Consider the following 24,435-nt stretch of genomic DNA (forward strand, 5'->3'; position numbering starts at 1 on the left):
CAAGTTGCTCCGTTCCACTTGCCTTCCGTGCCATGATGACCTCTACCAAAGGTAAAGGCTTATATTATTACTGTTTCTATCTGTAATTGGAATTAGTCAAGGATTTCTGGATTTTTATTGCTTAGTAATTCGAGAACCACGCGCACCCTTATTGACGCGCTGCCGAAACGATCCGATCAGGTCTGGCGGATTCTCCTGAGTAACTGCGTCATGAAATTGGCTCAAGATCGCGCCATCGTCCTTAACGGAGATCAGTGTTGGCAGCTTATGCTCACGCACCTGCTGGTATTCAAGCTCAGTAATGGAAAAGGGCTGACCGGGAGGGTGAATCCATAACGCCGACCGATAATTCCGCACCCCGCTACATCTGCCAGACAGCTCTCGCGGATACGCGTTCGTCAGCCGTATAACTTTCGACAACCGTACAATCACCGCCAAGAGCTTTCCGGACTGCTTCGCGCTCAGGGCCCAAATCGTTTTCAATGTCGATGAAAGATAAACTCTCATGGTCAATCAGAAAAGAAAGGGATAGTCGACTCATAGGAGAAAGTCGCCTGAAAATTTCTCAAAATAGATGGCTGTGAAATAATCACTGAAATGATGAGATTTGAGAAAATGATAAAAATAAACATACTCTTGATGCAGTGAAATATACGCAAAGCGATCTATGAAATCAATTTGTATCAATCCAAAATATGCTCGCCCAACAATAGCTTCAGGAATTTATCGCGCGTAGCACTCGATGAATCCCGATAAAGCGTATATTTCGCATGCTGATCCGGCTGTTCCGGGTTGATTTCGATGCCCCAGAGCGGCGCCAGTGTCATCGGCAAATTGGAGTAACGCACATCCACCAATACATTCGGTTGTTCCGGGCGAATCGCGAGCAGCCCTGCTGAGAAATGGCTGAAACGTGCAATGTCGTTCGCCAGCACTGATGAAGCGGGCAATGTGCTCAAATCGCGCTCCAGCACAAATTTATCAACCGATTCCCCGGGATAAATGTGAGGCTCGGAAAACAAACCGACCCGGATGGCATCCACATATAATTTACCTTCAAATTGATAAATCGAGCGCCACAATACCAGATTGGCGAGTGTAGGCTTCACCAGTAACTCTTCAGCCTTATGCCCTCTTTCGGCAATCAATGTTTGAGCCACGGTTTCAGCGCGTTGCAATTGTATCCAGCCGAATGACAGGTAAGCGGCAGCCAGCAATAGCCCAATGCGCGCTGCAGCATGGCTATATTTCTTGAAAGCAACCACCATGGCGACCAGCAGGATCATTGTGAAAGCCGGATCCAGCACAGAAATGATATTCAATGCTACGCGTGCATCGCTCAATGGCCAGAGCAGATTCGTGCCATAGCTGGTAAAAGCATCCAGCACGCCGCTTAAACAATAGCCGAGCAAAGCAAATACATACAGGCGGGCAAAAGGCAAACGCTTACGCAAAAAAGGCCACAGCAGCAGCGCTGCAATCAAGGCGCCCAGCGGCACAAAAAACAGCGAATGCGTGAAATGACGATGAAACTCGATATTCAGTAGCGGATCATTTTCTGATTGAATCAGAATATCAGCATCGGCAACCAGGCCTGCAAAAAATCCGATACCGGTTGCCATGCGTATGTCTGGTTGCTTGGCACCTGATTGAGCCATTGTGGCGCCCAGCAATCCTTGAGTTAATAAGTCCATAATTTAAAAGACAGTACGAAAAATTTTTTAAAATGACGTATAGTATAGAAAAGATGAAGGGTTTGAGTGCGATTTATTCTTATTGCCTTCGTTAAGGCGCAAAGAAATAAGGGAAAATAAGTGAGTAAACATTTAAAAACCTGGTTACTGATTCTGACCAGCCTTATCATTATCGTCGGAGCTGGCCTTTACCTCTTTCGCCATTCGCTGCTGGAAGCACTGATTAGCGATCAACTACGCAAGCAGAATATTCCGCTGCAATCCGTTTCGGTGCTTGATGTTTCACTCAATGCTTTACGGTTGCAGGGTCTGACAGCAGGCGTTGACAAGGAAATGCGTGTTGACAAAATTCTGGTAACCTGGGATTTCAGTGATCTGCTTGCCGGCAAACCGATTGCGATAGAAATCAGCGGCTTGCAAATAATGCTCGATCTAAGCAAGAAGCCTTCTCTTTCAGACTCCCTGCAATCAATGACTTCAGCCACAGAAAAGGATTTGACAATCCCTTGGCTGCCTATCCTTTCATTACGGGATTCAGCGATTCATTTCCATTCGACGGCAGGTGATTTGACTGTAGCGCTGTTCGGAGATATCACGCCAGGCCAATCAGGAAATCAGGCGGTACATCTCAGCGCCATAGTTTCTGGCTCATTCGCTCAAACCAAAGTCATGCTGGCTGCAACTCTGGATAGGCAGGGCCATATGCAGGGTAAAATCACTGTCTCAGAAGGCACGCTCAATTCACCCGAAATCCAAATTTCCAGGTTTGCCGGTGAAACAACTTTTGCGCTAGCGGCACGGCATCTGCAACTGATCCAAACCGAATTCATGTTATCGGATATTCATCTGTCAGCAATACCGCTGCCAGAGTCAGTTCCTGAGCAGACATTCAAGCTGGATAATATGACCATTAACCGGCTTACGCTTAAAGGAAATGCTCGCGGATCGCCTTTGAGCGGAGAGTTAGATCTAAATGTCGATGGCGGCCACCTGGCGGCGGAATCCGTAACCATTCAGCAGATGTCCATTTCACTGCCGCTACAGGTAAGCCTCAATCAGAAAATTGCACGAGTAGGTTTGAGAAATCCGGGGCAGATCAGGTTTGGCAAAATTGACTCCAGCTATGATCTGATCCTCCAAGGTCCGTTGGGATTTTCTATTTCCCAGGCAAATATTGAATGGGCAGAAAATATACTTAAACATCAAATTGCAGTGACACCCACAAATTTTACCTTGCTGGCAAAGCAAGAAAAATCTCCAGCGATTGAAGCAAAGATCCGCCCTGGAGAAATCGTGTTGAGTGGACAACTCAATGTCGATAAGAAATACCAAGGGGAAGTTACTCTCAGCAATGCCGCACTGTTGCTACCTCAATCCCACCTGCAATTAAAAAATATCTCGACCAATTTGCATCTTGGTACCACACAAGCCAATAAAATTGCTGACTTCTCCATCGGCCAACTGCAGCATCTGACATCCGAGCCGCTGTTTGCACCGTTGTCCGTTTCCGGCAGCATCAGGAACGAAGCCGTTGCTGGAAAGCCGGCGGTATATGCATTGGATATTGCAGGTGGCGTGTCGACTGTGCGTTATTTAAAAATCACTGGCAAACACGCATCCGATAGCGGTAATGGCATGCTAAAGGCAGAGATTGTTCCGCTACGCTTTTCACCGGATGGCTTGCAACCGGATGCCCTTTCCCCCCTTCTTGGGTCATTGGATGATGTCAGCGGCTTGTTCAGCGCAAGCGCTCTAATTAAGTGGTCCAATGAAGGGATGCGCGACAGCCACGGTGCAGTCGAGTTACAGAATGTATCGTTTGCTCGCGAGGCCGCGAAAATCGACAATCTGAATGTAACGCTCCATATAGAAGATTTATTATCTCCCAGTAGCCAGCCGAAACAAGCCATTACGGTCCAGCGCATCGATTTGGGCATACCTTTGGAAAATCTGTTGGTTTCCTATCAAATCGAAGACGGAGAATCACCTCGCATCATTCTTGAAAAAGCACAGTTTTCCATGATGGATGGCGTAGTGTCATTGGCACCCACGGTCATCAATCCGGCTTCTGCCCGTTCCGAGATCTTGATACACATCGATAATCTCAATCTCACAACCTTTTTTGATCTGATTCAGGTTAAAGGTCTCACGGGAAGCGGGCATCTCGACGGCGATATCCCGATTATCCTGGAGGAAGGTAATCAGGTCACGATAAAAAACGGCCGTCTCGCAGCCAAAGCACCCGGCATTCTGCGTTTAAAATTAGAAAAAGCTTCGCAGCTATTGGCCAGTGCAGGTGAGGAAATAAATCTGTTACTGAAAGCGCTACAGGATTTTCACTACACTGAATTAACACTGAACCTGGACAAATCGGTCACGCACGATTTGATAGTCAAACTTTCCCTGTTAGGGAAAAATCCTGAGGTGAAAAAGGGACGATCTTTTCGTTTGAATATCAAACTGGAAACGGACATTGACAAGATCCTGGAAACTATCAATCAAGGATATAATTTATCTCATGAAATTCTGCGCGGTTCATTAAGGCTCCATTAAGTTATACTGCGCTACATTAAAGCCAGGAAGCAAATAAAAGCTCATTAAAAGGAGTGCAATCATGCGCCACATTGATCAAATGGCAGATGCCATACTTGCGAAAGTAATACTGACCCTTTGCTGCTTGTTAATGACTGCCTGCGCACCCACAGTGAAAGTCGATCCTCCCGAGGAACCGATCACTATTAATCTCAATATCAAGCTAGATGCCGATATTCGAGTAAAGCTTGAAGAAGAAGCTAAAAAAGATATCGCTGCCAATCCTGGCATCTTCTAATGCTCACCAGATAAAAGGAGAATAATCACATGCCCTATGTTCCAAAGAGGATCATTACAAGACCCTTGTGGGGAATTATGAATACCATTCTGCTGACATTGTCGCTTCTCGGGGCATCTGTATGGGCTGATAGCCTGGAAAGCTTACGCGCATCCGGCGCTATCGGTGAAAGTTATAATGGCTATGTGATAGCGCGAGACCCTGGTGCAAAGGCCGAAGCTGATGCGATTAACGCCAGACGCAGTGCGATTTATCAGGAAAAAGCCGCTGCCCAGGGTATCGACATTGAACAGGTGGGAAAAGTGTATGCAGAAGAAATCATCCGGCAGGTCCCGCCAGGAACCTGGATTCAGATCAATGGGCAATGGAAAAAGAAATAACAAAAGAGCTCATAATGACATGCTTTCTTGTTAACCGCGAAATCTATAAGAATCCAGCTTCTCATCACTGAAGATCATTATTTTTCTGTAAACCAGATATCACCGTACCAGGCTGTAGCCCTTCCACCTGCGTTATCCGTATCGGTCATAATGGCCACGGCATCGGCTTGACCAGGCTCTTCACCGAAGGCACGGCGGTAATCAGCACGCACGTCCCGGCGTTCGCTGATCCATTGACCAGCCCGATCAGAGCCTGATTCTATTGCAATCATGTGTGCATTGCTGGTAAAGGCATTGGGCCAGCTGCTGCCAACCGGCTGCTTGTTCGACCACACGTAATTGATGGCGCGGGTACGCCAAAACATCACGCCACCGGAAAATACCACATAAACTCGTGCCGGATAATCATCGCCTGCGCGGGTGCGCTCATCATTACCCGTCAATATATTGCCAACCTTCCATCTCCAGTGAAGGATGGGTGTTTTGTCAAGATCGACGCTGACTTCGCGATAGCGCCCCGAAGCCGCTGCACTGCTGTCAGCACGCAAGGCAAGCTGTCCATCCGAGTTCTCCAGCGCATAACGGGTTTCGCCAACAAAAGCTTTTTTCTGCCATTCACTTAGATCACCTTGTGAGAAACGGGCGATATCTACACGCTCACCTTCTGCCCATGACATAGCCGGCAGACTGATTACCATCCAGAATAAGAATTTCCTCATGCGTTATTGCATCTTCTCAAATAGCGATTCGATGAGAAACGCATCGTCAAAATGACGACGTCCGTTAAAAGCAGTGGCATGATGTCCCCATTGGCGCATTGCGCCGGGTGAGCGAACACCCATCGGCCACAGAATAAAGCGTTCCGGTCGCTCCGTTCCAGCAATCAGTCCATATTCACCGAACAAGCTGCGATACCCTTCATCCGCAGGTAACGAGCGTAATACATTATAATCCCCCCACGCCAGCGGCTGACTCGCCGGTATCACCGATGATTGACTGCCTAGCACATTATCATGATAGACCCGCTGGATGAAATGAGTACGGGAAGCAATGCGCAGCACCAACGATTGTTGCTCGGGCGCCGATTGCGGCAGTAGTGGCGCTTCAAAATAGAGAGAGGGCAAATCTTGACGCAAGCGCAACTGGTGACTCAGGAAGAATTGATGATAGCAGCCACAGTTATGAATGGTATCGTAAAGCCAAGGCTTTCCATTCGGCCCTAGAGTTACCCGCCAGTTAATGCCGTCGAGTTTACCGGCATAGATGTCATCTCCCGGGCGCGCTGGAAACCAGACAATATAATTAAGCTGCAGCAACACTTGATCGCCGAAACGTGTATGTGAAATCTTGTGATAGAGCGTTGAGTGGGTGATGTCTACAGTCGCCTCGTTTCCCCTCCAGCCTACCCTGCCGATATGATCGTTCTCGTCTACGACATCCACTTCCCATATTGGTGCAAACGTGGCAAAAAGCTGCTCCAATTCAGCAGCCATGGGCAACGGAATCCCGAGTGGATCACGCGAACGTTGCAGGATATCGCTGATTTGCTGAGTGTTGAGAGGTTTAGGTTTATTAGGTAATGGAATGCCTGTTGCGGTAATATTGGTCGTTGCAGGTGGCAACCAACGCACCAGTTTACCCATAACAGGCAGTAATGCGAGCGGTGTGGCGAAGGTATCATGTGTTCTGCTATGCCATGCGGATATACCGGCAGAAACAAGCGGGGCAGTAATTGGATAAAGCCCCAATACCTGCCACCAGGTCACGTAGTCATCCGGAATGCGGACGGCCTCGCGCAGCCGGACAGGAAGTGCCGTGCCCGGTCTCATTAGATCAACCATGATCAATAAATCACGGCAACTGTTGAGTTCGTCAAGTACAGTATCTTTTTGCCGCCCTCCCATTGCTGTGGAAGGTAAATTGCGTAACTCTAATGCACGCGCTCGAGCATCAAGATCAGCCATATGATCAATCCATGCTGACCACTGTGGCGATGCATCGCTGAGTTCGTGGCTGAACGAGGACAGCAGACGTGTCGTGCGAAGATAGGGAAAACCTTGAATTCGAAATGCACCATAGTCACGCATACCTGCATCATCAATAGCAGCATCAACCTCTTCATACAAAGCCCGGCAGGCTGTCTGGGTAATATCTATCGGTGCAGCCATTGGTGCAGCCGTTCTAGTTTTTACGGCAACACAACCAGTCAGAAATAGCACGCTGCAGATAAGAACCACCTGCATCATCGGTATCATGCATTTTGAATGTTCGAAATTATTCATGAACTTTCCCCCGCTATGCAATTGCTTATTGCTCACTGTGAACTCATCAACGCTGAAAAAATGCGCGCTGTGTCAAATTACAATACCGTCATTACATTGTGTATGTATTATTAATTCCTTCTTTATTTAATTAAGCTTAGATCAAAAAGCTTTCATTGTCGAAAAGAATGCGTTAAGCTTTTTTAAAGCTTATTATTTAACAGTTAAAGAAGAAGAGAAACAAAATCATTTATTATTCGTCTCATAGTGTTATTGGATTCTTATATTGGATGTATGTTTTTCAGAATACGCTGCCAGGATGAAATAGACGGTGAGTCCTTTCAGCGGAAGTTACCTGGATTTTCCTTATTCCGCAGTTAAGAGAATTTAGAATTTAGCTACGGAAGAACAAAATAATCATTTGATTTAAGGAGGAGAAGAAAATGGCATTCCATATTTTCCACATTAACGAAGTGTATTCCAATGCTGATGGAACTGTTCAATTCATTGAATTCGTGGGCGATGCCGACGGTCAGCACGTGTGGGCAGGGCATTCGATCACCTCGAGCGACGGTACCAACACGAATACCTATTCTATCAACACCAATCTACCCAACGCAGCGACCAGCGGCAAATCGGTACTGGTTGCAACTCAAGGGTTTGCGGATTTAGGTATTGTTACGCCTGACTACATCATTCCGAACGGATTCTTGTTTACCACCAATGGCAGTATCAATTTTCCAGGAATGTTTGGGGGTACACTCAGTTGGTCGCAGTTACCGACTGACGGGGGACTGTCACTTAATCGTAATGGTACGACTGGAATCAATTCCCCAACGAATTTTGCCGGTAACACAGGCACTGTACCTGTACAGAACAACGTGATCTCAGGCACCGATGGTCCTGATAATTTGGCAGGTACGACAGGGGATGATGTTATTCAGGCTGTCGGTGGCAATGATACGTTGAATGGTGAAGGCGGCAATGACACATTGGATGGTGGCTCGGGTATCGATACCGTAATCTACAGCAATAGCCGCGCGAGCTACTCAATCTCAGGAACAGCATCCGGCATAAGTGTTTCTGGACCAGATGGTAACGATACATTATCTGGTATCGAACGTTTCCGATTTGCAGATAGAAATTTTGCTATTGATCTTAACGACGGACAAGCGACTAACAATACAGTCCGTATCATCGGTGCAGCGTTCGATGCACCTGCTATCCAGGAGCATCCAGATTATGTGGGCGTCGGACTGAATCTGTTCGATTCTGGTCAAAGTGTGCTTGAAGTATCACAACTCGTAGTTGATTTTATGAATCTCAGCAATGAGAATTTTGTGGATACGGTTTTTCAAAATATAGTCGGTACAGCCCCTACGCCTGCAGAACATGATTTTTATGTCGGAATGCTGGAAGGCGGAACATCCACTCAGGCGCAATTGCTGGAACTTGCAGCCAATTCTGACGTAAACGAAACGAACATCAATCTCGTCGGGCTTCAGCAAAGTGGCGTAGAGTTCGTTTAATTGAACTGGGCTTGTCTATTTCTGACTGATCTTACTGTTGAGATGCTCGATTTTTACTTTGGCTACGCCATGTAAACCGATTTTTTTTGCGGCACCATGAGATAAGTCAATGATTCTGCCTTTTTTAAAAGGACCACGGTCATTGACGATGACATCCACATAGCGACCATTGTTCAGGTTGGTAACTCTGACTCTGGAAGGCAAAGGCAAGGTTTTATGAGCAGCGGTTAAGCCATGAGGGACAAAACGTGTGCCCATGGCTGTGCGATTGCCCGATTCTGAGCCATACCAGGACGCAGTCCCAACCTCACGATATCCGGCAGCTGACTTTAATGGATAATAAGTAACGCCGTTAATCTTATAAGGTTTATTATAAGCTGCATTAAAGTTGGGGGCACGGTGCTCACCGCCAGCCGAGTGAGGTAGTGTACCGGAAAACATGGAAGCACAGCCGCTCAGTAGGCCAGCCATCAACAACATGATTCCGATCGATTGAGTGTGACTCAATTGGGACATAGAAAAATCTTGAATGTACAAGTTCTATATAGACAGGCATGATTATATATACCCGCACCCAATTGTAAAACGCTGAGCTTATGACGAAGGTTATCGTATGATTCTTACTGAGTTTATGATCAATTTAAGTTATCTTATTACATCACGATGACTGCTGCTGGACTACTCTCACTTTCGTCAGTAGATTTAATTTCTAATTCATTTTCTGCATGGTGCTTTTTATCTTCACCATCGCTATCAGTTTGACCAGTATGGTCGCTTTCATGAAACTGAACAGGAAATTCCTTCTTTAACTCAATGTGTTCAGCAACAATACGCTGATCCGCATCTAATCGCCCGCTGAGTTGGAGAAGCTGATCTTGCTTGAGATCACCTCTTGCATTACCCTCTATCTGCGCATTGGAATCAAGCGTGACCATATGGCCATTCAAATTGAATTCCTCGTCATTTAATGCATGAATGTAGCCTTCCATTATTACATGCTCTACATCTCCAATACTTTGACGGGTAGGTTCAGTCTGGACATACTGCGCCTCCAGATAAGCACCATCCCAGCGACCCACAACCAGAACTTCCATCCCTTGCATGATGTTGATCGGTAAATCATGATTGATGATGCGAGTACCATTAACTTCAAAGCCATTAGCATCAACTCGAGTGACATGACCCTTTATTCTAGCCTCTTCAAGAGGTGAAATTGAATCGATGCGGGATGCGATAATGACATTACCAGCGAGCCTGTGACCACTAATCTGTACCCAATCACCGGCTTTCAAGCGCGAAAAATTATCCTGATCTTGCGATTGCCTAACTTGTACGGTTTGAGCCAATACATACAATTCTCCAGTTCCAGGATCTAGGTCACTAATAGGTCCAACTGCAGCATGGAAGACCGCAATGTTACGTGCTGTAAACTCATGCCCTGCACCTACAGCTCGCGCAGCAATGACTTGACCTACGGCCAGGTCATGTATGGTAAATGGTTGCCCATCGACTGAGACAGGCGTACTGGCATCATAGTGAATTTCAACATCATTAACACAAATACTCGCGAATCCGGTAATGATTCCAATAATACCTGTGCCACCGATACCGCCATCCTTGGCTTCAATTCCGGTACCGCCTATTCCCCCTTCTGTATTGCCAGTACCCCCAACACCCCCCATCTCTAACTGAGGTCCACCTGTACCGCCTATTCCGGAATTAGTAGCGATGTAAGGATTAATTGATGAAGCGTTTGAATTACAATTGTTTTTCGCTAATGCGTCGACAGAGCATGTGAGCATCAGAGTCATGATGCCTAATATATATCTATTGATATGATATAGCGCTGTCAATGAGATTTTTGTCATGCAGAATTCCAAGTATTTTCCCGCTCAGTAGACATGCTGTTTTTCATCTCGGCAGACTTTTCTGATTGAGCAGGTTCACTAAAATAATAAATACCAAATGTCATGCGATAACGCGGCTCGTTTTTCAGGATATCATTTTTTTCTAGTTCTATCGCTTCTTTATTAATTGCTAATAGAGATTCCATCCCAAGACTTTCAGATTTCTCAGCGAGTATCTTAATCGAGTCCGCGGTTAATTCGTCATAATAAACAGTCCGTTCAAGGAACGGTGGACTTTCCTCCAGTAAATTACTGGCAGCAGCTGCTGCATGATCGTGTAGATTACGACCAAAATAATAAACTTTCTCATCAAAGCCATGCACAGGAATAAAAGCAGCCGTGTTAAGACAAACACGCTTTTTATCATCAAAGCGGGCAACACCCAGCCTTAGCCATTCGTCAAGCACAACTCTCGAACGGATATCGCAGCTCACACTGGTAACCAGGCCTTCAAAAGAAATTTCTCCACCTTCTTTAATAAATCTAGGTAATGGCTTGGGTTGATTGTTTTCATCCAAATAACGCGCATCACTTGTCCAAAGGCTGATAAGCCGCGCACCCAGAGAAACAGTATGCGGAATAATTTCGATATTTGAGTGCGCATAATGGCGCAAGCGTTTAATATCTTTACGATGAATGCCTGTAAGCAAACTTAAGTGACTATCGGTGGAAGGCTTTTCTCCAATCCTGAACTCCTTATCTGCCACTTCTACAAAAATTTCCTTAAGTATCTCACTTAAAAAATTATAAGTAATTCCTTTCGCAAGCATCAGTTTGACCAATGGACGCAATGCTCGACGCAGCGCAGCAACAAGTGCAGGTGAAAATATTGAAATGGAAGGAAGCATGCAGTACATATTCAAATGAAATATCAAATAATTAAATTAAAAATGGATAGTAGATTAACTCTGAATTTGAGTCCATTTTTAATAAGGGTTCATATTAATTTACTTACTTTCTTAAGGAATAATGAAAAAGATTCTTTTTCAGAGATCTTACTGTATTTTGTCAGATACTTTACCTGCTTCCACAAACTCACAATGCCATTCATATAATTTTTACCTTGTAATAGCATAGGGTGATTAATGCATCAGGTAAGGATAGTCTTACGTCTTGTGCGTTATAACTTCAATAGCTGGGCAAACTAAGCTAGCTGATGTTATTTACATGTGATCAGTGGCGTGCATCTAGAAGTCGGTGTTACTTCGTCAAATCTGTGTCAGATCTTGTGTCGCTAAATAGCGATTATATAAAACAACGCTGCAATATGCGCTGAATTTCTAGCAAATACCGATGATCTCTGTCACTTCTCTAATACAAAATATTCGGTTTCCGGATTGTATATTTTATTAATTACAATCACTTACCTTTATCTGATTAGCCGCTACAGCCCTTAAAAATAGAAATTATCAATCATGATAGCACAATGTGATAACACAATGTGGGAAATTATTACATGAATTGTTGACATGAGAAAATTTCCCACGTATGATGAGACTGTGTGGGAAATATTCACACATATGCACATCCTGATAGTTTTACCGATGCTGCGCTTACTTAATTAATCGCGGAAAAGTACTATGAAAAAATTCTCAAATATTACAATTCTAGTATTCAGTATAGGCCTCGTCTCAGGGCCTTGTCTCAGCTCCAGTCCTAGCACGACAAGCCTTAGATAATTATGCCGGATACTCTATGCGTCATGCAGATAATCCAGTCGAGCGATATGAGCATGGCTCAAATGATCTAACACAACAAAGGCAAAGGCGCGACGTAGATGATGCTGCTGAGCTTACTTGTGGTAGTCAAAATCAATGACCGTGAAGTAAGGCGCATTGGAAAACTACTTTGGATTAGCTATATTAATGGCGCCAAAGGTAGCACGGTGTATTAAAGAAAAACTCGATTACGCCGAACTAACGGCGCAACTAAGTTAATACAAAGGCAGGCAGCAAATAAATTAATGTTATTAAATCAAACCAAGGAGAGCATTTAATATGCTTAATACATCTTTCATTAAAAAGATTGTGAGCCTTACAGCTTATTCTTCAGTGGTCTTAGCCCTTCTATCGATAAACAACGCTTCTGCTGGCGCTAACGAAATCGAATTTAAACTCACAGACAACCCAGCACACTGGTTTGATACCGGAACAGCAATCGCAGGCAGTCGCTCCCTTGCAATCGCTTCCCCAGGTGTACGTGTCAAATTTGCCGGTGATTCCAGAACGGTGCACACGAGAACCAGTGTGATCTTTCCAACCGGCGCCGCTAACATGCCATTTAATACAGAACCTACCAAAGGCGGCGATGATGTAACACTGACAACACCAGGCTTATATGTTTTCACCTGCAGTATTCATCCCTTTATGTTAGGTGCGGTGATTGTTGATGACCCAAACACAAGCGGCCTCGATCTTGGATCTTCAATCAGCTTAATCAATGGCATTACCGTGCCAAGCAGCAGCGACCTGGCAACACGCCTGCTGCGAGCTTTCTTTGTCGCAACCAATCCCGCTAACTGGCAAGACTATACAAGTAATAAACCGTGGCATGTTACCTATCCTGATGTTGATGTGCGGGTGGACACCGGTGTCGTTAATTTACCGGCTGTTTTGAATGCCCGCTACGGCAATGACATTCCCCTGGCAGCAATTGTAAATCCTAAGACACCCGCGGTAGGGGAAATATGGGTAGCCACTCAGTTTGAAACCACCACAGGAAAGACAAAACCAGGCACGGTATCAGCGGTAGATGGCTCATCTTGGCAAGTCACTCGCAAAGTAGCACTGCCCTCCATCAACATGAACAATGCACACAATATGTGGACGGATAAGGATCAAAATGTTATCTATGCGACACAATGGTTTGATGACAAACTGACCGTTTATGATCGTCAAACAGGTGCACTGATTCGTAATGTTCCTGTGGGCGAAGCACCTGCACATGTAATGACGCTAACGGATAGCGACCGCCTTCACGTCACCAATAACGGCGATACCCGCACTGATGCTGTGATGGAACTGGCTCCGTTTGCAACCGAGCTGTTGCGCCGAGTGGATATTGGACGAGGCAATCCACATGGACATTGGATGAGTCACGACGGAAAAACCATGGTTACGCCAAATGTCCTTTCAGATGATTCCACGCAATACAATTTCAAAACAAATACGATTGAAGCCATTTTGCCGGTCAGTGGTCCGTTTAGCCATCCTATAGCCACAGGCATGATGCCGGATGCCAGCAAATATTATGTTGCAAGTCTATTAGATAGCACCATTGCGGTGGTGGATATGAATACGCACCATGTCATCAAGAAGATCAATCTGATAGAAAATTATGATCCTGTAGCAGGAACCATTTCTGGACCTGCCGGTGCCCTACCGATTCAAACCCCTGTTTCGCCAGATGGAAAACACATGGTCACAGCCAATATGCTCATAGACACGATTACCGTTATTGATACACGGCCAGGTCTGGTAACTACTGATGAAGTTGTTGCCATGCTGCCATGTGATCCAGGTTGCCATGGTGTGCAATACGGTGCCAAACAAGGCGGTGGTTACTATGCGTATGTTACCAGCAAATTCTCAAACAGAATGACAGTTGTGGATCCTGATCCAAACGGTGACGGCGATCCTTCCGATGCCAGAATTGCAGGTACGGTAGGATTGTTTGCTGCGGACACAACGCAAATGGATGACACCATCAAAGGTAATCCAGGAATGGGAGGACAAGGCATCCTGCCAATCCCCCTGGCTTATAACGGCTGGGTTCAGAATCTACCCGCTTCCTGGAGTAGTCAACTGACACCAGCGCAACGCGATCCGATTAAATAACTCAATTAATCAATGATGGGCGTGAACGTGAACAGTGTTTGATAAGATCTTAGGACATTAGACACCGTTTATATTGCCGAATTTATTTACTTAGAGAAGGAGGAGAAAAGATGAGTACAGAGTATGATGATTCATCCACCCAAAGTGACAAACAATTTATGTTTACCATTGAGAATGGCGTTGTGACGGCTTTTTTCGAAGTTGAAAACGGCGTTAGTGAACAACAATCAATTGATAACGAAGATTCCTTTTTTATTGAAGGTGATCAGATTACACACACAAAGCAAACCGCTGATGGATCTGAAGTCACCATCTATTCTGATTCGGATGGTGATGGCTTGTACACCATTTCCTCTGATTCGGATGATACGGATGACAACGATGATAGTGATGATGACAGCATTAATGACGAGGATGATCATCCGCCGGAAAGTGGAGAACACAAAACCTTCCAATTCACTATTTCCGATGACCAGATAACCGAAGTATTTGAAATTAAAGACGGTGTACCAGAACCTAAATCGGTTGATGACAATAGCGAAACCTATGCAGTGGATGGCACTGAAGTAGTCCATACCGAAATTGAAACTCTCGGGATTGAGGTCACTCGCTATGCGGATATCGATGGCGACGGTTCTTATCACCGCATTTCTGAACAGTGGATACCCGACACACCCGGAAGCGGACCTTTTAATATTGAAGATGAACTCAAATTTTCCCCGACAGACGATGATGATCTTATTGCCGTGCGTGGCGGTGAGGATTGCCATGGTGGATCCGGAGCAGATCAGTTTGTTTTCCGTGAAGCAGCGCATTTGCGTATCGGAGATTTTAATTCTAGCGAAGGTGACTTGCTGGTGTTTGATACTGGCCTTGGCTTAACCTCCGTTGATCATCTGGCGAGTTTTGTTACCGATATTCGCCGTAGTGATGACGACCAGGATCTGATTGTAGACTTTGGCCCGGATGTCTCCATCACGTTCGTGGGTATACAACCTGACCAAATTAGCTGGGATGATGTCAGTGTGTTGAGCTAGCTAGCATTAAATAAAGAAGGGGCGACAATCGCCCCTTTTAGTTTCTGGTCAATAACTCATAAGTTACTCGTAATGAACATTCTCTGCAGCACGCTTAGAAAATAACAAGAAAGCTATATTGCTTAATTTTTTTATAAAACTCACTATCTAGCACAATAAATAATAAAACTAACAATATAAGGTACTTATCGAAAAAGCGCGCAAATTCAGGAACCAAAGCTTCAGGGAGGTAATCTACAATAATATAACCTTCTATAAACTCTACGCTCTATGGGTTGATAGTAAATTTTAGGCCTTAGAATGTCTTTGAAGATCAATTAATCATTTTCTAAAATAAACGAGCAGAGGATTTAAAATGAATATTTCATTCATTAATCAGGAGCGTCTGCTGAATGCCAAAATAGCTTATACGTCACGTAACTTAAACCCGGAATCAGTGGCAATTTTATTGGATGGAGATGATGTTGTTCCTCATGCCGGAGATATGCTGTTAGCCAAAATCATAACAGTAGGTCACTATAACGAACTGGAATTGGTGCCTGGCCGACGTTCTGGTTTGTCTGTAGGAGATGAAATCATCATATGCTACGGAAATCGCTATGCACCCGATCAGTTTGAGGCACAAGTGCCCAATGATCTGAGAATATGTGACCTAGTGGCAGCGGGAGGTATTGCAGCACGCATGAATTATCGTCATGCCCGTGTAAGAAAGCCTACTCGAATTCAACCCATTGGTCTGCTAGCAGATTGCAATGAACGAAGAATCAATCTAAAAAATAATGCCCTACCTGAACTATTCAGTTTATTTCCTCATCCATATACGGTGGCGGTGGTTGGCACGACTATTAATGCTGGTAAAACAATGACTGCAACTACGATGATTCACGGCTTGGCCAATGCAGGATATACAGTCGGCGCGGCTAAGGTAACTGGTACTGGTTCTGGCAGAGATGCCTGGCTTATGGAAGACGCTGGATCCAAATTAACTTTAGACTTTACCCATGTAGGCTTTCCATCGACTCACCTTGTTGCACCAGAACAGGTTGAAAATATTATTGAAACGCTTGTTACGCATTTAAGCGTAGCTAAGATGGACGCCATTGTCATGGAAGTAGCCGGTGGTCTGTTAGGATGCGAAACAACCGCTTTATTGAATTCTAAAGCGTTTGCGAAGCTTGTCGACAGCGTGATTTTCGCCGCAGGCGATGCACTGGATGCAGCAGCAGGGATTGAAAGTTTAAAACGTAAAAAATTACCTGTGACTGCAATCAGCGGCCGATTGACAGCTTCTCCGCGGGCGGTAATTGAAACTGAAGATGCTACAGGATTACCTGTTTTAGATAAAACAGCGCTCAGTTCTCAAACCATAGTTGATGTATTGCAAATTCCCCCCTCAGCAAATACTCTTCATTCGGGATATGATGAAAGATTAAGAGCTTACTAACCACATTTTTATAAATGTCAAACCATCTATAAAAGCCAATACGTGTTGTGCCCTCTACATTTTTATGGCTACTAGCATTTAATTGGCTCAGATTGCGCACTGGCAAAAATTCTGTGCACATCAATCACTCTCCGGTTTTAATATCGAAAGCAAAATATCAGGTAAATCCAACATTATTGGCTGCTCAATTAACATTTGCAGTTGACAAACCTCCCCTTGCATCCAAAATACATACTTATTCATTTAGAGTGTTTGTTATTGCCTGGTTTTTTAACATTTTCATCACATTATAAAGGTGTTCTTTGGAAGACATGCCGCTGCACATCATGCTGATTGCATTGGTGTTCTTGTTAATTCTATCCGGTTTTTTCTCCTTATCTGAGACCAGCATGATGGCGATTAATCGTTATCGCTTGCGGCATCTCGCCAAGCAAGGCCATCGTAGCGCTCGATTGACTGTAAAATTGCTCGATCATACGGATCGCTTACTGGGTGTCATTTTACTGGGTAATAATTTACTTAACACAGCCTCTGCAATGTTAGTGGCTGTCATTATCGCTAAGCTTTTTGCTCATGATGATTTTGCACTGTTCATAGGCACGATAGCTGTTACTTTTGCCATTCTGGTGTTCAGTGAAATTACTCCCAAAGTCGTCGCCGCTGCCTATCCAGAGCGTATTGCGTTAACAGCTAGTTATGTACTGACCCCCTTATTAATCATTTGCTATCCTGTTGTATGGTTCATTAATTTGTTTGTCCGAGGATTGCTGATCCTGTTTCGATTGCAACCCAAAAAAGGCGAGCTCGAGCAAAAAATAAGTACCGAAGAACTTAAGACCTTGGTATTGGAAGGCGGGCATTTCATACAGCATAAGCATCAAAGTATGCTGCTGAATTTGTTCGATCTAGAAACCATCACGGTAGATGATGTCATTGTGCCGCGCAGTCAGATTGAAGCAATTGATATGGATGCGGATGATGAGATGATCCATGCGCAATTATTGACGTGTCATCATACGCGCTTGCCCATCTATCGTGAACGCGTAGATAATATTGTGGGTATTGTTCATGTGCGCAAGGTTTTGAATCAAATGCAAAATGGCAAAATAACAGCAGAAGCGCTTGAAGCAGTGATGCGTGAACCCTATTTTATCCCCTCAGGTACACCCTTATTTTCTCAATTGCAGCTATTTCAGGAAAATCAGCAGAGAGTTGGCTTGGTGGTTGATGAATATGGTGAATGGATGGGCTTGGTTACCTTGGAAGACATTATCGAAGAAATTATTGGAGAGTTTACGACCCATGCACCCACTCAAACCAGCACATTTTTGAAGCAGGAAGATGGCAGCGTGATTGTCGAGGGCAGCACATTATTGCGTGAATTAAATCGCAAGCTTGATTTCCAGTTTCCACTGGATGGGCCAAAAACCTTGAATGGCCTGATACTGGAACATTTTCAGGATATCCCGGAAGCAGGAATCGGGCTAAATATTGCCGGTTATCCAATGGAAATCATTCAAACCAAAAACCGAGTGGTAAAAACTGTTAGAATTTTTCCAGCCTTGACAGAAGTTGAAACAAAAACCCAGGAGTAGTTTAAAATTTCTAATCGAATTTTAGTGTTATCGTGCTGATATAAATTTAATCCAGGTTGGACGAGAACTATAAAAGCAGATATCCTGTCAGCCGATAAAAGTCATCAAAACTTTCATCAAAGCGCCCATAGCTCAGCTGGATAGAGTACCGCCCTCCGAAGGCGGGGGTCGCACGTTCGAATCGTGTTGGGCGCGCCATATATCATCTAATGTATAGATAGAGCTGCAAAAAAAGCTTTGATGGGATTTTTTTTGACATTCAAGACAACCGGTCGTATTATAAACAAATGCCTAAATCAATCCAAAAAGAACTGAATAGAGAAAACTTGCTGAACCAAGGGGTTGCCTTTTTTATAGCGCAAGGCTATCACGGTACCGGACTACAGGAGATTTTGGATGCAGTCAACGTTCCCAAAGGTTCTTTTTATAATTACTTTGATAGTAAAGACGATTTTTGTGCCGAAGTCATTCAGCATTATATCCATCCGTTTATCGCACAATTATCCATATACTTAAACCAATCCGACACGGATGCGCTGGGTGCAATCAGGCGTTATTTTGACGAGCTCATTGAGGAGCTTGAAAAGAACGCGTTCAAAGGAGGTTGTCTGCTCGGCAATCTGATGGGAGAAATCGGCAATAGCAGTGATGCTTGTCAGGAATCCCTTCAATCGGCAGTTAAAAACTATCGGGATTTATTGCAATCTGGGTTGGCCAGGGCCCAGCAGCAAGGTACAGTAAGAAGGGACAAGACAGCTGAGGAAATGGCTGATTTGCTGGTAAATACCTGGCAAGGGGCTTTATTGCGAATGAAAATAGAAAAATCATCCGCACCGATTAAACAATGTTGCCATACTTTGCTGGAAGATTATTTTAAAGCCTGATTGATGCTTTCATAAAATAGACGACCGGTCATATTTTAGCCAATACTACAGGAGAAGTGAAATGCCAAAATATATTATCGAACGTGAAATTCCCGGCGCAGGCTCGCTTAGCCAGCAAGATCTGCAAGCCATTTCACAGAAATCATGCAGCATCCTGAACAGCATGGGCCCACGCATCCAGTGGCTGGAAAGCTATGTGACGGATGATAAAGTCTATTGCGTCTACATTGCACCCGACGAAGCCACCATCAGAGCACATGCCGAGCAAGGCGACTTTCCCGCCAATTGTGTCTCTCAAGTTAGATCCGTGATTGATCCAACCACGGCTGAATAGAATAGGAAAGTTTCTATTGATCACGAAATTTTATTAAGAGGTAACGCTCATGCAATCTCATGCTATTCATTTCACGGTATTCATTCTGATCCTGGTCGTTGTCGGCATTTCCGGATCATTTGCCGCGACTGAAACATTAACCGCAACCAGAAAACCTGAGACCTCAGCAGAACCAAAAGAGCGCCATAAGCATTTTGTACCATCCGATGCAACACGTAAACCGGAGTCGGACGATCAACTTGCACCCAGACTGCATAACCTGGGTACGCACACATTTCCCGTCAGCACCCGAAATCCATTAGCACAACAATACATTAACCAAGGTCTTAACCTTGCGTACGCGTTCAACCATGCCGAAGCGCGGCGTGCGTTCCGCGAGGCAGCACGGCTCGATCCAGAGCTTGCAATGGCTTACTGGGGTCAGGCACTCGTGCTCGGTCCTAACATTAATGCATTGATGGAACCGAACGAGGAGCCACAGGCTCTGGAGTTGGTGCAGCAAGCCAAGTTACGGATGATAAACGCTTCACCGAGAGAACAAGCGCTTATCAGCGCGCTTGAGAAGCGTTATTCAGGAAAAGCCGAGTACCGGACAACGAATGATAAGGCTTATGCGGAGGCGATGCGAGAAGTATATCAGCGTTTTCCGGACGACTTGAATATTGCCATGCTATACGTTGAATCGATGATGGATCTGCGACCCTGGGGCTACTGGATGCCGGATGGTACGCCCTATGAGGGCACAGCCGAAATTGTCGCGCTTACTGAAGAAGTGTTGCGACGCAATCCGAAACACCCCGGTGCACTACACATGTATATTCACCTGATAGAGCCGACCAGCACACCCGAGAGAGCAGAGCAGGCAGCCGATACACTGCTGACTTTGATGCCGGCGGCAGGACACACGGTACACATGGCGTCGCATATTTATCAGCGCGTCGGCCGCTACGCCGATTCCATGAAGAGCAATCAACTGGCTATCGCAGCAGACGAGGATTATATTACACAGGGCCATGCGCACGGTTTATATCCGATGGTGTACTATCCGCACAACATTCACTTTCTCTGGTTCGCAGCTACCGTAGATGGTCAAAGCAAAATTGCCATCGAGTCTGCAAGAGAAGCTGCCAGCAAGATTGGCGATGAAGTACTCAAGGCCATTCCATTGACAGCAATTTTCCGTGTGACACCTTACTGGGCGCTCGCCAGATTCGGGCACTGGAAGGAAATTCTTGCAGAGCCTGCGCCGCCGTTGACCAGTCCATTTTTAACTGGAAGCTGGCATTATGTGCGCGGCCTTGCATTGGTCGCAACACAGCAATTGCAACAAGCTGAGCAGGAGTTGTCAGCGTTGCGTAAGATCATGAAAGATCCATCACTAAACCATCCGCTACTTTCGAAAAATACCACCAGCACAGTGCTGAACGCCGCGCCAGAGGTACTTGCGGGCGAAATCGCTGCAGCACGTGGCCAGTTCGATCAGGCCATTGCGCACCTTGAGAAAGCAGCTCGCCTGGAAGATGCCCTGGTATATACAGAACCATCGGAGTTTCACCTGCCGCCACGGCTGGCGCTGGGTGCCATCTTACTGGAATCAGGACAGCCTGCCGAAGCAGAAACGGTTTACTGGGAAGATCTGCGGCGCAATCGTAACAATGGATGGGCGCTGTACGGATTGGTGCAAGCCTTGCGTGCGCAACAGAAGGATGATCAAGCAGCGCTCATTGAAGCACGTTTCAAAAAGGCCTGGGCACGTGCCGACGTATCCCTTGCTGCATCTCGCTTTGGACGGCCGAGTAACACTAATAAATAAAAAGCGCATATAGCAGAGCTGCAGCCAATGCCTCGATTATTCGAAAACTATTCGAGATATCCTTGATTCCCAGCTATGCCTGCAATATGATCCCTGTCATAAAAGCCATAGAAAAGGGTGTGATGTTTACTGGAATCATAGAAGCCATCGGTGAAATAAGGCAGATTCGTCCGATAGAAAATAATATACATTTTGGGCTGTGTTTAAGTATTTTTCCGGGCAATTTGGACCTGAGCGATGTTAAGCCAGGCGATAGTATTGCTGTGAATGGCGCTTGTTTGACAGTCACCACATTAGCAAATGGCCTCTTTACGGTGGATGTTTCGCAGGAAACCTTAAACTGTACGCAAGGATTGGATCAGATCGATGCACGCGTTAATCTGGAAAAGGCGATGCGTTTGTCCGACCGATTGGGTGGACATTTGGTGAGCGGGCATGTGGATGCCACTGGAACGGTGGTAAAATTTGAACCGGCAGGTGAGAGCTTTTTACTGACCATTAAAGCACCGCTGTCGTTACTGCGATACATTACCCATAAAGGTTCAATCACAATCAATGGCGTAAGCCTGACGGTTAATCAGATTGACGACGATGAGTTTTCTATCAACCTGATTCCACATACCTTAGCGATGACGACTTTGAACGAACTTGCGCCGGGCATGCGTGTGAACCTGGAAACAGACATGCTGGCGCGTTATGTGGCACGATTATTAAATTTAAATGCTTAAGTCTATCAACGAGATTAAACAGTCATGACGATCAGCGCCATCCAGGACATTATTGCTGATCTTAAATGCGGCAAAATGGTCATTCTTGTCGATGAAGAAGATCGTGAGAATGAAGGGGATCTGGTCCTTGCCGCCGATTTTGTGACGCCAGAGGCCATCAATTTTATGGCCACCCATGGCCGCGGGCTGATCTGCCTGACTTTGACTGAGGAAAAGTGTCATCAGTTGGATTTACCTTTAATGGTATCCGCTAATCGCGCGCCCTTAGGTACTAATTTCACGCTATCCATCGAAGCAGCCAGTGGAGTCACCACAGGTATTTCTGCAGCCGATCGCGCACATACCATTCAAGCAGCCGTTAAAGCCGATGCCAAACCGCAAGACATTGTGCAACCAGGGCATATTTTTCCATTGATGGCGCAAAAAGGCGGCGTCCTGGTGCGTGCAGGCCATACGGAAGCAGGATGTGATTTAGCTAGAATGGCAGGCTTGACAGCAGCTTCGGTCATCTGTGAAATTCTGAAAGAAGATGGCAGTATGGCGCGGCTGCCTGATTTAATGGAATTTGCACGTAAGCACCAGCTCAAAATTGGCGCTATTGCGGATCTGATTCAATACCGTAGTCAAACCGAGAGCTTGGTTTCGCGCGTAGCTGAGCGTAAGATTCAAACATTGCACGGTGAATTTCTGCTGATAGCCTATCATGATGAAATAGCCAATACCACCCATCTGGCTTTGACCAAGGGCGAGATCAATCCAACAACCGAAACATTGGTACGCGTCCATGAACCCTTGTCTGTGATTGATTTATTGGATATGGACGATCATACGCACTCCTGGAATATCCATGAAGCAATGAAATTGATCGCTGAAGCAGGGCGAGGAGTGATCGTCCTTCTACATCGTAAAGAAAGTTCAGCCAAATCGATTGAACGCATTCAATTAAAGGAATCTCACGCTAGCCCTATCAAGACAGACCTGCGTAATCATGGTATCGGCGCCCAAATACTGAAAGATCTGAACGTTGGGAAAATGCGACTTATGGCCGCACCGAGAAAAATGCCCAGCGTGACAGGGTTCGGTTTGGAAGTGACCAGTTACGCGGAAACCCACAGGCGATAATTTTAAATTTTTAGCATCGCTCAATTAACTGACAGGAGCCAGATATGCCGTACTACAACGATATTCTAGAATTTGAACCTAACCTGGATGGATCTGATCTACGCATCGGTATTGTCATGAGCCGTTTCAATATTGAAATCGGGGAAGGATTACTCAGCGCTTGTATCGCGGAACTCAAGAAGAACAAGGTGCAAGATGCCAATATCCTGCTCGTTACTGTCCCGGGTGCTCTGGAAATTCCGTTGGCATTGAAAAGAATGGCGATGGCCGATCAATTTGATGCATTGATTGCATTGGGTGCAGTCATTCGTGGCGATACTTATCATTTTGAAATAGTCGCTAATGAATCTGCGCGTGGCTTAACAATGGTGCAGATTGAAGCAGAAATTCCGATCGCCAATGGCATATTGACTACGGATAACGATGATCAAGCAATCGTCCGCATGAGTCAGAAAGGCACCGAATCTGCACAGGCCGCACTGGAAATGGCTAACCTGCAGATAAAAATTGATGAAGTCGCCTTATAGATTTTAGATTTGCAACAGCTGAACAGGAACTGATCGTTAATAAGAAATGGATAAACAACACAAGAGCCGTCGTCGGATTGCGCGCGAGTTTGCATTACAAGGTATTTATCAATGGAAAATTGCTGGAGGCACAGCAAGCTTTATTGAACAACAGCTCCGCGAATCCGATGAATTCAAGCATGTGGATGAAAAGCATTTTTCACATTTGCTGCAAGGCGTCTTACAGGATGTGTCAGAACTTGATAAGCACATCCAGCCCTGTTTGGATCGTCCTTTCAGCGAACTGAGCCCGGTAGAGTTTGCCATTTTATTATTGAGCACTTTTGAATTAATCCATCATCCGGAAATTCCTTACCGAGCGATCATCAATGAAGCGATAGAATTGGCCAGAACTTACGGCGGCAGCGAAGGCTATAAATATGTGAATGGGGTATTGGACAAATTGGCCATTCAGTTGCGCGCAGTTGAGATAGAAGCGCAGAAATTGGCAAAGAACCAGACATAATTTAATTAA

Annotated in this window: 23 protein-coding genes and 1 tRNA gene; 16 read left to right on the forward strand and 8 right to left on the reverse strand. The window is 45.3% G+C overall.

Annotation, left to right across the window (positions count from 1 at the left end):
* Positions 1–114 precede the first annotated feature (114 nt).
* The 3 genes from BM021_RS08545 to BM021_RS08555 all read right to left on the reverse strand — a co-directional run bounded on the left by BM021_RS08545 (position 115) and on the right by BM021_RS08555 (position 1,694).
* The gene (locus tag BM021_RS08545) at positions 115–357 is read right to left on the reverse strand and encodes a hypothetical protein (RefSeq protein WP_090720619.1); all 243 of its coding nucleotides are present in this window, start codon (positions 355–357) and stop codon (positions 115–117) included.
* 4 nt (positions 358–361) lie between these two features.
* Positions 362–541, reverse strand: coding sequence for a hypothetical protein (locus BM021_RS08550; protein ID WP_090720620.1), 180 nt, complete (start codon positions 539–541; stop codon positions 362–364).
* A 142-nt stretch (positions 542–683) separates the two neighbouring features.
* Entirely contained in the window at positions 684–1,694 is a 1,011-nt protein-coding gene (locus tag BM021_RS08555; protein WP_090720621.1) for a metal-dependent hydrolase, read from the reverse strand.
* Positions 1,695–1,814: 120 nt separating this feature from the next.
* Between BM021_RS08555 and BM021_RS08560 the strand changes: the two genes are divergently transcribed.
* The 3 genes from BM021_RS08560 (at position 1,815) to BM021_RS08570 (ending at position 4,904) form a co-directional block, all read left to right on the forward strand.
* Positions 1,815–4,247: an intermembrane phospholipid transport YdbH family protein gene (locus tag BM021_RS08560; protein WP_090720622.1), complete on the forward strand. Its 2,433-nt coding sequence runs from the start codon at positions 1,815–1,817 to the stop codon at positions 4,245–4,247.
* Between the two features lie 61 nt (positions 4,248–4,308).
* A complete protein-coding gene (locus tag BM021_RS08565; protein WP_090720623.1) occupies positions 4,309–4,524 on the forward strand; it encodes a YnbE family lipoprotein in 216 nt (71 codons plus the stop codon).
* A 29-nt stretch (positions 4,525–4,553) separates the two neighbouring features.
* Complete coding sequence (locus BM021_RS08570) at positions 4,554–4,904, forward strand: YdbL family probable chaperone protein (protein WP_090720624.1); 351 nt, start codon at positions 4,554–4,556, stop codon at positions 4,902–4,904.
* 77 nt (positions 4,905–4,981) lie between these two features.
* Here the strand turns inward: BM021_RS08570 and BM021_RS08575 are convergent, their stop codons facing one another.
* On the reverse strand, positions 4,982–5,623 hold the full coding sequence (locus BM021_RS08575; RefSeq protein WP_090720625.1) for a DUF3047 domain-containing protein: 642 nt from the start codon (positions 5,621–5,623) through the stop codon (positions 4,982–4,984).
* Positions 5,624–5,626: 3 nt separating this feature from the next.
* Positions 5,627–7,186, reverse strand: a complete 1,560-nt coding sequence (locus BM021_RS08580; RefSeq protein WP_143074320.1) for a hypothetical protein — start codon at positions 7,184–7,186, stop codon at positions 5,627–5,629.
* 422 nt (positions 7,187–7,608) lie between these two features.
* On the opposite strand from BM021_RS08580, the gene BM021_RS08585 reads away from it, so the two are divergent.
* The gene (locus tag BM021_RS08585) at positions 7,609–8,694 is read left to right on the forward strand and encodes a DUF4214 domain-containing protein (RefSeq protein ID WP_090720627.1); all 1,086 of its coding nucleotides are present in this window, start codon (positions 7,609–7,611) and stop codon (positions 8,692–8,694) included.
* Between the two features lie 15 nt (positions 8,695–8,709).
* On the opposite strand, the gene BM021_RS08590 is transcribed toward BM021_RS08585, so the two are convergent.
* From BM021_RS08590 to BM021_RS08600, 3 genes are all read right to left on the reverse strand, one after another.
* A complete protein-coding gene (locus BM021_RS08590; RefSeq protein ID WP_090720628.1) occupies positions 8,710–9,210 on the reverse strand; it encodes a septal ring lytic transglycosylase RlpA family protein in 501 nt (166 codons plus the stop codon).
* Positions 9,211–9,347: 137 nt separating this feature from the next.
* Positions 9,348–10,562 (reverse strand): DUF5666 domain-containing protein, encoded by a 1,215-nt coding sequence (locus BM021_RS08595; RefSeq protein WP_090720629.1) that lies wholly within the window; start codon positions 10,560–10,562, stop codon positions 9,348–9,350.
* Positions 10,559–11,458, reverse strand: coding sequence for a DUF6502 family protein (locus tag BM021_RS08600; RefSeq protein ID WP_371116306.1), 900 nt, complete (start codon positions 11,456–11,458; stop codon positions 10,559–10,561). Before BM021_RS08600 ends, BM021_RS08595 begins: the two co-directional genes overlap by 4 nt.
* A gap of 1,140 nt (positions 11,459–12,598) precedes the next feature.
* Here BM021_RS08600 and BM021_RS08605 point away from each other — a divergent pair.
* The 12 genes from BM021_RS08605 (at position 12,599) to nusB (ending at position 24,426) form a co-directional block, all read left to right on the forward strand.
* Positions 12,599–14,437 carry a copper oxidase gene (locus BM021_RS08605; RefSeq protein ID WP_090720631.1) on the forward strand — a complete coding sequence of 613 codons (1,839 nt, stop codon included), beginning with the start codon at positions 12,599–12,601 and terminating at the stop codon, positions 14,435–14,437.
* 110 nt (positions 14,438–14,547) lie between these two features.
* Positions 14,548–15,474, forward strand: coding sequence for a hypothetical protein (locus BM021_RS08610; RefSeq protein ID WP_090720632.1), 927 nt, complete (start codon positions 14,548–14,550; stop codon positions 15,472–15,474).
* 355 nt (positions 15,475–15,829) lie between these two features.
* Complete coding sequence (locus tag BM021_RS08615; protein ID WP_090720633.1) at positions 15,830–16,918, forward strand: P-loop NTPase family protein; 1,089 nt, start codon at positions 15,830–15,832, stop codon at positions 16,916–16,918.
* Positions 16,919–17,229: 311 nt separating this feature from the next.
* On the forward strand, positions 17,230–18,513 hold the full coding sequence (locus tag BM021_RS08620) for an HlyC/CorC family transporter (RefSeq protein ID WP_090720634.1): 1,284 nt from the start codon (positions 17,230–17,232) through the stop codon (positions 18,511–18,513).
* 121 nt (positions 18,514–18,634) lie between these two features.
* A tRNA-Arg gene (locus BM021_RS08625) sits at positions 18,635–18,711 on the forward strand.
* Positions 18,712–18,800: 89 nt separating this feature from the next.
* Positions 18,801–19,397, forward strand: a complete 597-nt coding sequence (locus tag BM021_RS08630; RefSeq protein ID WP_090720635.1) for a TetR/AcrR family transcriptional regulator — start codon at positions 18,801–18,803, stop codon at positions 19,395–19,397.
* A 61-nt stretch (positions 19,398–19,458) separates the two neighbouring features.
* A complete protein-coding gene (locus BM021_RS08635) occupies positions 19,459–19,731 on the forward strand; it encodes a DUF4242 domain-containing protein (protein WP_090720636.1) in 273 nt (90 codons plus the stop codon).
* Between the two features lie 49 nt (positions 19,732–19,780).
* Positions 19,781–21,544, forward strand: a complete 1,764-nt coding sequence (locus tag BM021_RS08640) for a tetratricopeptide repeat protein (protein ID WP_090720637.1) — start codon at positions 19,781–19,783, stop codon at positions 21,542–21,544.
* Between the two features lie 122 nt (positions 21,545–21,666).
* Positions 21,667–22,272, forward strand: a complete 606-nt coding sequence (locus BM021_RS08645) for a riboflavin synthase (protein ID WP_090720661.1) — start codon at positions 21,667–21,669, stop codon at positions 22,270–22,272.
* A gap of 24 nt (positions 22,273–22,296) precedes the next feature.
* A complete protein-coding gene (gene ribBA / locus BM021_RS08650; RefSeq protein ID WP_090720638.1) occupies positions 22,297–23,394 on the forward strand; it encodes a bifunctional 3,4-dihydroxy-2-butanone-4-phosphate synthase/GTP cyclohydrolase II in 1,098 nt (365 codons plus the stop codon).
* A 44-nt stretch (positions 23,395–23,438) separates the two neighbouring features.
* On the forward strand, positions 23,439–23,921 hold the full coding sequence (gene ribH, locus BM021_RS08655) for a 6,7-dimethyl-8-ribityllumazine synthase (protein ID WP_090720639.1): 483 nt from the start codon (positions 23,439–23,441) through the stop codon (positions 23,919–23,921).
* A 46-nt stretch (positions 23,922–23,967) separates the two neighbouring features.
* Positions 23,968–24,426: a transcription antitermination factor NusB gene (nusB, locus tag BM021_RS08660; RefSeq protein WP_090720640.1), complete on the forward strand. Its 459-nt coding sequence runs from the start codon at positions 23,968–23,970 to the stop codon at positions 24,424–24,426.
* Positions 24,427–24,435: the final 9 nt, after the last annotated feature.

The organism is Nitrosomonas sp. Nm166, from assembly GCF_900112825.1.
Lineage (GTDB): Bacteria > Pseudomonadota > Gammaproteobacteria > Burkholderiales > Nitrosomonadaceae > Nitrosomonas.